12 protein-coding genes are annotated in these 11,710 nt (G+C 71.9%); 4 read left to right on the forward strand and 8 right to left on the reverse strand.

The window, feature by feature from the left end; all coding sequences use genetic code 11:
• Positions 1-415: putative peptidoglycan-binding domain-containing protein (locus tag QR78_RS09560; protein ID WP_280140377.1), on the forward strand; the 415-nt coding region annotated here is incomplete at its 5' end.
• 32 nt (positions 416-447) lie between these two features.
• Positions 448-717 (forward strand): Pam3-gp28 family putative phage holin, encoded by a 270-nt coding sequence (locus QR78_RS09565; RefSeq protein WP_048427281.1) that lies wholly within the window; start codon positions 448-450, stop codon positions 715-717.
• 81 nt (positions 718-798) lie between these two features.
• Here the strand turns inward: QR78_RS09565 and QR78_RS09570 are convergent, their stop codons facing one another.
• On the reverse strand, positions 799-1,680 hold the full coding sequence (locus QR78_RS09570) for a L,D-transpeptidase (RefSeq protein WP_048427282.1): 882 nt from the start codon (positions 1,678-1,680) through the stop codon (positions 799-801).
• Between the two features lie 329 nt (positions 1,681-2,009).
• Between QR78_RS09570 and QR78_RS09575 the strand changes: the two genes are divergently transcribed.
• Both QR78_RS09575 and QR78_RS09580 read left to right on the forward strand, forming a co-directional pair.
• Positions 2,010-2,435: a Ros/MucR family transcriptional regulator gene (locus QR78_RS09575; protein WP_048427283.1), complete on the forward strand. Its 426-nt coding sequence runs from the start codon at positions 2,010-2,012 to the stop codon at positions 2,433-2,435.
• A gap of 182 nt (positions 2,436-2,617) precedes the next feature.
• Complete coding sequence (locus QR78_RS09580; RefSeq protein ID WP_048427284.1) at positions 2,618-2,914, forward strand: GCG_CRPN prefix-to-repeats domain-containing protein; 297 nt, start codon at positions 2,618-2,620, stop codon at positions 2,912-2,914.
• Positions 2,915-2,992: 78 nt separating this feature from the next.
• On the opposite strand, the gene QR78_RS09585 is transcribed toward QR78_RS09580, so the two are convergent.
• From QR78_RS09585 to dxs, 7 genes are all read right to left on the reverse strand, one after another.
• A complete protein-coding gene (locus QR78_RS09585; RefSeq protein WP_048427285.1) occupies positions 2,993-4,024 on the reverse strand; it encodes a TIGR03885 family FMN-dependent LLM class oxidoreductase in 1,032 nt (343 codons plus the stop codon).
• A gap of 86 nt (positions 4,025-4,110) precedes the next feature.
• Positions 4,111-6,150 carry a squalene--hopene cyclase gene (gene shc, locus QR78_RS09590; RefSeq protein ID WP_053220857.1) on the reverse strand — a complete coding sequence of 680 codons (2,040 nt, stop codon included), beginning with the start codon at positions 6,148-6,150 and terminating at the stop codon, positions 4,111-4,113.
• 77 nt (positions 6,151-6,227) lie between these two features.
• Complete coding sequence (hpnE, locus tag QR78_RS09595; protein ID WP_048427291.1) at positions 6,228-7,523, reverse strand: hydroxysqualene dehydroxylase HpnE; 1,296 nt, start codon at positions 7,521-7,523, stop codon at positions 6,228-6,230.
• Entirely contained in the window at positions 7,520-8,380 is an 861-nt protein-coding gene (hpnD, locus tag QR78_RS09600; protein ID WP_048427286.1) for a presqualene diphosphate synthase HpnD, read from the reverse strand. The genes hpnE and hpnD overlap by 4 nt, the downstream gene beginning before the upstream one ends.
• Positions 8,377-9,261: a squalene synthase HpnC gene (gene hpnC / locus QR78_RS09605; protein WP_048427287.1), complete on the reverse strand. Its 885-nt coding sequence runs from the start codon at positions 9,259-9,261 to the stop codon at positions 8,377-8,379. The genes hpnD and hpnC overlap by 4 nt, the downstream gene beginning before the upstream one ends.
• Complete coding sequence (hpnA, locus tag QR78_RS09610; protein WP_048427288.1) at positions 9,258-10,295, reverse strand: hopanoid-associated sugar epimerase; 1,038 nt, start codon at positions 10,293-10,295, stop codon at positions 9,258-9,260. Before hpnA ends, hpnC begins: the two co-directional genes overlap by 4 nt.
• Positions 10,296-10,479: 184 nt before the next feature.
• The coding region (gene dxs, locus QR78_RS09615; RefSeq protein WP_048427292.1) for a 1-deoxy-D-xylulose-5-phosphate synthase at positions 10,480-11,710 on the reverse strand (1,231 nt) is incomplete at its 5' end.

Raw genomic sequence — 11,710 nt, forward strand, 5'->3', positions numbered from 1 at the left:
CGGCCAGGTCGACAGGGCCCGCAGGAAGGCCAGCCGCCCGTCGCTCAAGGCGTTCACCAGCCCCGGCACGTCCCGGCCGGCGGGTCTGGATTACGCGCTGTTCGACTTCGCGGTGAACAGCGGCCCGAAGCGCGCGGTGATCGGGCTGCAGCGCGCCTTGGGCACCGCTGACGACGGGCTGCTCGGGCCGGTGACGCTGGCGGCGCTCGCCGGCCGGGACGTGCCGGGGCTGGTGAACGCCTTGAGCGACGGGCGGCTGGCCTTCCTGCGGGCCCTGTCGACCTGGCCGCGGTTCGGCCGCGGCTGGGGCCGGCGGGTCGAGGAGGTTCGCGCCGCCGCGCTCGCGCTCCACGCCGCCCCGGACGGAGACGTCCCGGCCGCCTGTCCCGCCTGCGGCCGGCGTGTCGCGGCCTGAGCCCCACGAATCCCCGTCACAGCGAGAGCGCCATGAACCAGGAACAACTCACCACGCTGCTGCGCACCCTGCTGCAATTCGCCGGCGGCATCGCCGTCGGGTGCGGCTGGCTCGACGCCGACACGGCCACCACCCTGACCGGCGCCCTGGTGACGCTGATCGTCACCGTCTGGGGCCTCTATGTGCGCCGCAACGCCGGCCTCGTCGCGGCCGCCGCCGCTCTCCCGGCGGTCAAGGCGATCCTCGCAGCCCCGGCGACCGCGCAGGCGGTCCCGAGTCCCAAGGTCCGGCCGTCGGAGTAGAGTCCCGCATCCGGAACCGGCGGGCCGCCGCCCGGACCGCCATGCAGGAAACGGGTGTTCGCGCGGCTTTCCGCCGGTTCGTCAGCTCAGCACCACCACCTGAGCGCCCACCGGCACGCGGGCGTAGAGGTCGATCGCGTCCTGGTTGATCATCCGGATGCAGCCGGACGATACGCTGCGGCCGATGCTCTCCGGCTCGGTCGTGCCGTGGATGCGGTAGAGCGTGTCCTTGTTGTTCTGCCACAGGTACAGGGCGCGGGCGCCGAGCGGGTTGCGCGGGCCACCCGGCACGCCGAGCCCGCTCTGGAGCTTCGACACGCTGCGGGCGAGCGCCGGCTGGCGGGCGATCATCTCCTTGGGCGGGTACCAGTCCGGCCAGGCCTGCTTGGAGTTGATGGTGGCCGCCCCGTTCCAGGCGAAGCCCTGGCGGCCGACGCCGACGCCGTAGCGGCGGGCCCGGCCACCCTCCTGGACCAGGTAGAGGTGGTGCGCCCGCGGATCGACCACGATCGTGCCCGGCGCGTAGCGGCCGCCATAGGCGACCTCCTGGCGCAGGAAGGACGGGTTCGCACGCCGCCACCGGAAGGCCTGCACCGGGAACGGCTCGGTGTCGAGCGCCGCGTAGGCGCGGGCGTAGTCGATCGGGCCGTCATCGACCACCACCGCGGCGTTGGGGTCGACGGCGCCTTGCGGCGGCGCCACCTGGCGCCGCGGACCGCCCCAGAACGAATCCTCCTCCGGCGTCTCGACCGGGGCGGGCTCGCCCCGGTAGTACGGATCGGCGGCCTGGCCGCGCGTGTCGTAGAACGCGCCGTCATCCGCCGGGACGGGATCGCGGGAGCGCCGGCGCCGGGCGGGCGCGAAATCCTGATCCGTCCAGGCGAGAGCGGGACGCGTCCACGCGCCCGCGAGCAGCGTCGAGCCGAGGCCGGCGACCAGGAGGCGGCGGTTCTTGTCGGTCATGGGATGTCTTGGGATCGTGCTGACAGGAACGGGGCGCCGGATGGCGCAATGCAGCAACAGCTAGGGCATTTCCCCCCGGAGGGGAAACCGTCGCGGACAAAAAACCGTCTGGACCAACGCGCTAGCGCGATATCCCGTGCCGGTGTGGCCCCGGCGCCGCCCCGGCAGGGACAGATCGCGGACGGTGAACTGCGACGCAGCAAGTCGGGTGCGATACTTTTTCCGGTTCGTATCACAACCGTCGAAATCTGTTGTCATTCACATCTGCTACGGTTGACGCTTGCGTGAATACGTGGCCTCCTGAGGTCGTCACTTCGATCCGGTGGGCCATGACCAACGACGATACGCCCCGATCCCTCGATTTGATCGAGCTCGCCGCCGACGTCGTATCGGCCTACGTGGCGAACAACTCGGTTCCGGTAGGAGACCTGCCGGCACTGATCGCGGCAGTCCATGCATCGCTGAACCAGCTCGGTACGCCGCAGGCGCCGGAGCCCGAGAAGGCGACGCCGCCGGTGCCGATCCGCAAGACGGTCACGCCCGATCACATCATCAGCCTCGAGGACGGCAAGCCCTACAAGACGCTGAAACGCCACCTGTCGGGCCGCGGGCTCACCCCCGAGCAGTACCGCCAGAAATGGGGCCTGCCGTCGGACTATCCCATGGTCGCTGCCAACTACGCCGCCCAGCGCTCCGAGCTCGCCAAGACCTCGGGCCTCGGCCAGAACCGGCGCGGCCGCGGCGGGGCCAGATAGACGCGAGCCCCGCGGGTCCGTGAGGTCGGGGCGCGGGTGGGACGGACCGACGGATCGGTCGCCCATCCCGATGAGCGGGAGCCGACCGGCTCGCTCAGCCTGCGTTCAGGTCGTTAGCTCTTATCCTGCAGGCGTCGGGGCGGTCCTCGCGGTCGCTCCCGTCCTGAAGGAGAGATCCCACGATGATGCACGTCAAGGTGCTCGGGATGGCCGGCCTCGTTGCGGGCGGCCTGGTTCTCGCGTCGGCGGCGCAGGCCGGCCCGATCGGCCTCGGCGCGGCGGACTCGCTCGCGCCGGAAACGGCCGTGACGACAGTGGCCGGTGGCTGCGGCCCCGGCTTCGTCCCGAACCGCTTCGGCTATTGCCGCCCGTTCTACGGACCCCGGCCGGTCTATGGGCCGCGTCCCTACTATTACGGCCCGCGGCCGTACTGGCGCCGCCCGTATGACGGTCCGCGGCGCTTCTACTACGGCTACTGATCCGGCGAGCACGACGGAACGAGGCGCCCGACCGGCCGGTCGGGCGCCTTTTCGCGTTTCGGCCAGAAAATTCCGGCGCTACCCGGCTCGCGCTGCGGGCTTGCGCCCGAACGGATCGAACTCGATCACCGGTGCCTTGCGGCCGTGCAGGGCCGGCAGGACCCGCTCGCCGAAGGCGTCGATGAAGGCGGGCTGGCTCCCGCCGACCTGATGCAGGTCGATGCTGTCGAAGCCGAGCGCCGCGCAGGCCGCGATGCGCTCGGTCAGCGCCGGCAGATCGTGAGAGATCAGCACCGTCTCGTGCATGTCTTCCGGCCGCAGATGGCGCGCGGCGGCCTCGAAATCGGCGGGGCGGGGCAGTTCCCAGGCGACCGAGGCCGGCAGGGCGTTGAAGCGCCACTCGGCATGGGCCTGGTGCAGGGCCTCGGCCGGGTCGGGGGCGTAGCTCAAGTCCATCTTGAGGAAGACCGGCTTGTCGGCGCCGCCATTCTCCCGGAAGGCGTCGACGATCGGCCCCAGGACCTCCGGACTCGTCCCGACCGTGAGGAGCCCGTCGGCCCAGGTGCCGAGCCAAGCGGCGGTCTCGACGCTGGTGGCCGCCCCCACGAGGCGGGTCGGGGTCTCGGGCAGCGACCAGACCTTGGCGTCGACGGCCGTCAGGCGGCCGCGCTGGGTCACGGTCTCGCCGGCGAGCAAGGCCCGCATGATCTCGGCGCCCTCGCGCAGGCGGGCGTTGCGCTCGGCCTTGTCGGGCCAGGGACCGCCGGTGGCGCGCTCGTTCATCGCCTGGCCGCTGCCGAGCGCCACCCACGGCACCCGGCCGGGGAACATCTGCCCGAGGGTCGCCACGGCCTGGGCCAGCACCACCGGATGATAGCGCCAGCCGCCCGGCACCGAGATGATGCCGAAGGTCAGCCGCTCGGTGGCCTGGAGGGCCGCGCCGAGCCAGGCCCAGGCGAAACCGGATTCGCCCTGGCTCGGCGACCAGGGTTGGAGGTGGTCGGAGGAGAAGGCCCCGTCGAAGCCGGCCTGCTCGGCCCGCTGGGCGAGCGCGAGCAGCGCCCGGGGCGGGCACTGCTCGTGGGAGATGTGGTAGCTGTAGAGGGTCATCGCAGGGCTCCGGCCCGTGAATGCCCGAGCGGGGCGGTCGTTCCGGGCGGGTGCGCTTGCGCCGCGGGCGTCGCCGCCCTGCGGCGCTACATCCCGACCGCGACCCTACGGCTGTTGCCCCGCTGGAGATTGCGGTAGCGCGCCAGCGCCCAGAGCGGGAAGAACTTCGCGTAGCCGTGATAGCGCAAATAGAACACCCGCGGGAAGCCGGTGCCGGTGTAGAACTCCTCGCCCCACAGCCCGTCCGCCCCTTGCGTGCGGGCGAGATAGTTGACGCCGCGGGCGACCGCCGGATGGTCGGCCTCGCCGGCCGCCATCAGGGCGATCAGGGCCCAGGCGGTCTGGGAGGCGGTGCTGCCGGCGCGCTCGTAGCCGCGATATTCGAGCTTGTAGCTCGTCGCGTCCTCGCCCCAGCCGCCATCGGGGTTCTGGATCGAGACCAGCCAGTCGACGGCCTTGCGGACCGGTGCGGAAGCCGGGTCATGGCCGGCGGCGTTCAGCGCGCAGAGCGCCGACCACGTGCCGTAGATGTAGTTCATGCCCCAGCGGCCGTACCAGCTGCCGTCCTCCTCCTGGTCGGCGAGCAGGTAGTCGACGGCCCGGGCCAGGGGCGCGCTCGTCTCCTTGGTCTCGCCGAGCTGGGCCAGCATCGAGATGCAGCGGGCGGTGACGTCGGCGGTCGGCGGGTCGAGCAGCGCGCCGTGGTCGGAGAACGGGATATAGTTGAGGTAGTGGTAGGTGTTGTCGGCATCGAACGCCGCGAAGCCCCCGTCGCGGCTCTGCAGGCCCTCGATCCATTCCCGGGCGCGGGCGATCGACTGCGTGTAGTCCGAGCCGCCCTCGCCGGGGCCGAGGCGGGTCTGCGCCCGGTCCATCGCCATCGCCACCACGGCGGTGTCGTCGAGATCGGGATAATGCGCGTTGTTGTACTGGAACGCCCAGCCGCCCGGGCGCACGTCCGGCTTGCGGGCCGCCCAGTCGCCCTTGATGTCGAGCACCTGGAGCGGCTTCAACCATTCGAGGGCGGCACGGGCCTGGCGCTCGTTCTCCGGCCCGCCGGCCTCCATCAGGGCGTGGGCGGCGAGCGCCGTGTCCCAGACCGGCGACAGGCAGGGCTGGACGTAGGCCTCGTGCTCCTTGACGGTGACGAGCTTCTCCACCGCCGAGCGCGCCGTGACCACCAGGGGATGGTCCTCCGGATAGCCCAGCGCCTCGTACATCAGCACTGAATTGGCGATGGCCGGAAAGATGGCTCCGAGGCCGTCCTCGCCGTTCAGGCGCTCGCTGACGAAGGCCACCGCCTTGTCCATCGCGCGGGCCCGGGGCTTTTTGGGAAACAGGGGTTCGACCACCCGCAGGACGTCGTCGATGACCGCGAAGACCGGGCGCCAGGGCGAGGATTCCTGGGCGCCGGAGGGCCACCGCCGGATCCGCTCGGGATCCTGGGTGAACAATTCGCGCACGCCGATGCCACGCGGGTTCTTGGCCCGCGGCTTCTTGGCCTGGAGCACGAAGAGCGGCACCATCACGGTGCGGGCCCAGTACGACACCTTGTCGAGGTGGAACGGGAACCACCGCGGCAGCAGCATCACCTCGACCGGCATCACCGGCACGGCGTTCCACGGCACCTCGCCGTAGAGGGCGAGCAGCGTGCGGGTGAAGACGTTGGCATGCGCCGCGCCGCCGCGCTGCAGGATCGCGTCCCGGGCCCGGCGCATGTGCGGCGCATCGGGGGAATCGCCGATCATCTTGAGGGCGAAGTACGCCTTGACGGACGCGCTGATGTCGAGCGGCCCCTCATGGACCAGGGACCAGCCGTGATGCAGCCCGCTCTGCGTGCGGCGCAGGTAGACGGCGATCTTCTCCTCCAGCTCCCGCCCGGGCTCGGAGCCGCGGAACTGGTGGTAGAGGATGTACTCGGACGGGATGGTGGCGTCCGCCTCGAGCTCGAAGCACCAATGCCCGTCGGCATGGGCCATCTGCGTCAAGGCCCGGGACGCGGCCGAGACCCGCCGCTCGACCTCGTCGAGGGTGATGTCCTGCGTGCTCTTGCGTTGCAGCGTCTCGACCTTGCCCACGGTATCCTTGCCTTCCTCTAGGGAGGGCGGCTCCGCCCCGCCGCCCATGATGCCATCCCGATATGTTTTCGCAGCGCACAAAACGCCGCGCAGGCCCACGCTGTTCCCGAAACAGGCCCCCGGCGTCAAGCCGCTCCACGCAACGCAGCGTTGACACGGTTACCGGCGCCGGCTCCCGTCAGAACCTGCGCCGCCGTCGCACCGGACCGGATCGCCCCCTCGATGGTCGAGGGCAGCCCGGTCGCGGTCCAGTCTCCGGCGAGCGCCAGGTTCTCGATGTGCGTGCGCGCACCCGGGCGGCGCGCGGCTTCCGCCGGCGTCGCCGCGAAGGTGGCGCGCTTCTCCTTGACGATCTGCCAGCGCGGCAGCGGCTCGCCGGCGTACCCCGAGAGCCGCGAGACCTCGTCCCAGATCGTGCGGGCCAGTTCCTCGCGCGGGACGTCGAGCAGGCGGTCGGCGCCGCTGATCGTCACCGAGAGCCGGTCGGGGTAGGAGAACAGCCACTCGGTGACGCCGCCGACGACGCCCAGCAGCAGCGGTGCCCCCGGCTTCGGGGCCAGCGCGAAATGCGCGTTGACGATCGAGCGGTGACTCTGCGGCACGCTCAGACCCGGCATCAGGTCGGCGGCGACCCAGGCCGGCAGGGCCAGCACCGCCGCGTCGTCGGGCCCGAGGTGTTCCGGCCCGTCCGAGAAGTCGAGCCGGGTGAGCCGCCCGCCCTCGATCCCGAGTGCCCGCAGGCGACGGCCGAAGCGCACCTCGGCACCGGCATGCGCCAGAGCTGTCAGTGCGGGATCGACGAAGGCCGCCGACAGACCCTCGACGGCGATGAGCGGCCGGCAGGCCCGGCCGCCGGCTCCCAGCGTCTCGCGCAGGATGGTGGCGGCAAGCCCCGCATCGCTCTCCTGCGGCTCGGTATTGAGCGCGGCGAGCAGAACCGGGTGCCAGAGCCGGTCCCACAGCAGCCCCTCGCACGCCATGCTCTCGCCGATCGTGGCGGCCTTGGCGGCTCCGCGAAAGATGCCAAGGGGCGCGAGGTAATCGCGGGCGCGGCTGCCCGGCACCCGGCGACGGGCATCGAGCACCCACCAGGGCAGGCGCCCGGCATTGGGGCGCAGGGTCCAGCGCTCGGCCGTCGCGAGGTCGGCGAAGGCGAAGGCGGCCTCGTCAGGCCCGGCCAGCACGCCGTCCGGCGCACCGGCGAGCTTCAAAAAGTCGAGGGCGTCGCGATTGCCCGAGAGCAGCAGGTGGTTGCCGTTGTCGATCGTCAGCCCGAGAGCCGGATCGAAGTAGGAGCGGCAGCGCCCGCCAGCCTGTTTGGCCGCCTCGTGCACCACGACGCGCCGGCCGGCCTTGGCGAGCCTGAGGGCCGCGGAGAGGCCGGCGAGACCGGCGCCGAGGACATGGATCGTACCCATCAGACGATCGCGTGGCGCAGGAGGACGCCGATCAGCGCGAGCTTGCCGGGCTTTACCCGCGCACGGGGTGCCGCCCAGCCGCGCTTGCGCAGGCCGACGAGGATCAGGTGGTAGGCCGCCCCCATGATGCGGGGCGCCTTGGTGGCACGGCGCGACTGACCGTTCATGATCGCCCAGGACGCATCGTAATGCCCTTGCGCCTCGTCGAGGAGCCGGGCGCAGACCTCTCCGAGGCGCGGATGAGCCAGCGCGCTCTCCGGGGTCGGGTGCGACAGCCCGATCGCCGCCAGCGGCTCGGCCGGCAGGTAGAGCCGGCCGCGCTCGGCATCCTCGTCGATGTCGCGCAGGATGTTGGTGAGTTGCAGCGCCCGGCCGAGATGGTGGGCGAGCCGGATGCCGGGCTCCTCCGGCAGGCCGAAGATCCGCACGGAGAGCCGGCCGACGGCGCTCGCCACCCGGTCGCAATAGAGGTCGAGGGTCGCGGAGTCGGGCGCGACGATGTCGGCCTCGGCATCCATCGCCATGCCGTCGATCACCGCCTGGAAATCCTCGCGCTTCAGCCCGAACTGCCGCACCGGCCCCACGAGGGGTTGGGTCCGCGGCACCGGCCGGCCGGCATAGAGGGCATCGATGTCGGCGCGCCAGCGGTCGAGCTCGGCGGCGCGGACCTCGCGGGCACCGCCGTCGTCGGCCACGTCGTCGACCGCGCGGCAGAAGGCGTAGACCGCGTACATCGCGTCGCGCTGCTCGGCCGGCAGCAGCCGCATGGCGGTGTAGAACGACGAGCCGGCGGCCGGCAGGGCCGGGGCTTCCTCGGAGGCCTGGAGCTGCGGCGCGGGCTGGGAGGCGAGGGCGGTCACGGGCGGGCTCCCCGCAGGGCCGGATGGAGATGGCGGCGGAACGGCCGCCGGGCGAGCGTGGTGGCGGCGGCGCCGAGCGCGGTGAGCGCGAAGGCGGCCTTGCCGTGATGGACCTTCTCGCTCAGCGGATCGCGGACCAGCAGGCCGCGGGCGAGCAGCACCGCCAGGCGATGGATGGCCGCGATCTCCATGGCGAGCCGGGTGTCGTCGATGAGGTCGGGCAGGGCGCGTCCTTCCTCGAGGAGGTCGAGGCAGCGTTGCGCCAGATCCGCGATCACGGCGCGGAGCGCCGGCGTGGCGCGCGCAAGCCCCAGATCCTCGATCCGGGCCCCGTGCTTCTCGAGGGTCTCCCGCGGCAGGTAGACCCGGTCGACACTCCGAAAATCCTTGGCGCAATCCTGGAGGTGGTTGATCACCTGCAGGGCGGTACAGATCGCGTCCGATGTCGGCCAGGTGCGGCCCGGATCCTCGCCATGCACGTCGAGGACGAAGCGGCCGACCGGCACCGCCGAGTAGCGGCAGTAATGGGCGAGCTCGTCCCAGGTCTCGTAGCGTGTCTTGTGCGCGTCCATCCGGAACGCGTCGAGCAGTTCGAGGGCGTGGCGCGGCGGCAGCCCGCGCTCGGCGAGCGAGCGGCGCAAGGGGGCGGCTTCGGGATCGTCGGGCCCCTTGCCGGTCAGCGCGTCGGCGAGACGATCGAGGAGCGCGATCTTGCGCTCGGGCGACAGGCCGGCATTGTCGGCGACGTCGTCACCAGCCCGGACGTAGTAGTAGAAGTCCAGGATCGGGCCGCGGTGGCGCGGATGGATCAGGTGCGAGGCGACCGGAAAGTTCTCGTCGCGGTGCCCCTTGCCGGAGCGCGCCTCGGTGACGGTGGTCATCGGATGTATCCCGCCTGACGGAACCAGGCGACGGCGTCGGACAGGCCGTCGCGGTAGGGCCGGGCCGCGTAGCCGAGCTCGGCCCGCGCCTTGGCGTCGGAGAAGAACATGCGGTAGCGCGACATCCGGATGCCGTCGATCGTGGCGAGCGGTGCCTTGCCGGTGATCCGCGCGGCGAGCTCGGACACGAACGCCACCGGATAGACCGCGGCCCGCGGCAGCCGCACGGTCGGGGGCTTGCGCCCGACGAGGCCGGCGATGTCGGCGAGCATGCGCGACAGGAGCACGTCCTCGCCACCGAGGATGTAGCGCTCGCCGATGCGGCCCCGGTGCAGGGCGAGGAGATGGCCCTTCGCCACGTCGTCGACATGGGCGAGGTTGAGGCCCGTATCGACGAAGGCCGGCATCTTGCCGTTCGCCGCCTCGACGATGATCCGCCCGGTCGGGGTCGGCTTCACGTCGCGGGGGCCGATCGGGGTCGAGGGATTGACGATCACCGCCGGCAGACCGTCGCGGGCCACCATCTCCTCGACCACCCGCTCGGCCACCACCTTGCTGCGCTTGTAGGCGCCGATGGCGGTCTCGGGCGTCAGCGGCCGGGTCTCGTCGGCGGGCGTGCCGTCGTCATGCGGCTTGATGGTGGCGACGCTCGACGTATAGACGACCCGCTCGATGCCCGCATCGAGCGCCGCCCGCATCAGGGCCCGGGTGCCGTCGCGGTTGGTGCGCACGATTTCTTCCGGATCCGGCGCCCAGAGCCGGTAATCGGCCGCGGCGTGGACGAGGTAGCGCATGCCGCGCATGGCCGCCGCCGCCGCTTCGGGGTCGCGCATGTCGCCCTCGACGATCGCGACGTCGGGCCAGGTCAGGTTGGTGCGCGGGCTGGTGGCGCGCACCAGCACCCGCACCGGGAAGCCGGCGGCGCGGAACACGTCGACCAGCGCCGGACCGAGGAAGCCGCTGGCGCCTGTGATCAGCACCGGGCCGGGCTCGAATCCGGGGGTGGACGCGGTTCTGTGCGGGGCCTCGGTCATGCGTTCCTTCTCGGCGGCTCGGGCGGCGCGCCCACTCGTCCGACAGTGACATCAATTCGGGAAGCCGGGCCGCTTCTGCCAGCCCCGCGCCATGCTCGCAAGGCGCAGGCCGCCGATCGCAGCCGGGCGTGCCGCCCGCGCATCAGCATCGTGACCCCGGGATGAAATCGGCCAGCGAGACGTCTCAGGCGAGGCGCAGACGCCCGGACCGCTCGGCCGAGGCCTCGTGCACCGGCAGCGCGGCCTCGACGACCTTGACGATCGACGGCGCGTCGAGGCCGGCCTCGGCGTACATCCGGTCCGGCGTGTCGTGGTCCTGGTAGCTGTCCGGCAGCGTCAGGGTCCGCACCCGCACCCGGCCGTCGTCCAGCGCCCCGCGCGACGACAACAGGTGCAGCACCATCGCGCCGAAGCCGCCGACCGACCCCTCTTCCAGCGTCACCAGAACCTCGTGGCTTCCCGCGAGATCCAGGATCAACGCCTCGTCGAGCGGCTTGGCAAACCGCGCATCCGCCACCGTCACGCCGATGCCGGCCGCCTCCAGACGCTCCGCCGCCTTCAGCGCTTCCGCCAGACGCGTGCCGAGGCTGAGCAACGCCACCCGCGCCCCCTCCGGACGCTGGATCACACGGCCACGGCCGATCGCCAGAACCTCGCCCCGCTCCGGCATCTCGACGCCGACGCCCTCGCCGCGCGGGTACCGGAACGCGATCGGTCCCGTGTCATGCGCGTGGGCCGTCGCCACCATGTGCACCAGCTCGGCCTCGTCGGCCGCCGCCATCACGGTCATGTTCGGCAGGCAGCAGAGATACGCCAGGTCGAAGGCGCCCGCATGCGTCGCCCCGTCGGCGCCGACCAGACCCGCGCGGTCCAGCGCGAAGCGCACGGGCAGGTTCTGCAGCGCCACGTCGTGCACCAGCTGGTCGTAGCCGCGCTGCAGGAACGTCGAGTAGATCGCGCAGAACGGCTTGAACCCCTCCGTCGCCAGGCCCGCCGCGAAGGTCACCGCGTGCTGCTCGGCGATGCCGACGTCGAAGGTCCGGTCGGGATGCGCCTTCGAGAAGAGGTCGACGCCGGTGCCCGAGGGCATCGCCGCGGTGATCGCCACCACCTTGTCGTCGGCATCCGCCGCCTTGATCAGGCTCTCGCCGAACACCCGCGTATACGCAGGCGCATTCGGCTTGGCCTTGGTCTGCTTGCCCGACACCACGTCGAACTTCACCACCGCGTGGCCGCGATCGGCCGCGGCCTCGGCCGGGGCGTAGCCCTTGCCCTTCTGGGTCACGACGTGGATCAGCACCGGGCCGTCGGGGGCGTCGCGCACGTTCTTGAGCACCGGCAGCAGGTGCTCGAGGTTGTGGCCGTCGATCGGCCCGACATAGTGGAAGCCGAGCTCCTCGAACATCGTGCCGCCG

The organism is Methylobacterium indicum, assembly GCF_001043895.1.
In the GTDB taxonomy this organism is placed as follows: domain Bacteria; phylum Pseudomonadota; class Alphaproteobacteria; order Rhizobiales; family Beijerinckiaceae; genus Methylobacterium; species Methylobacterium indicum.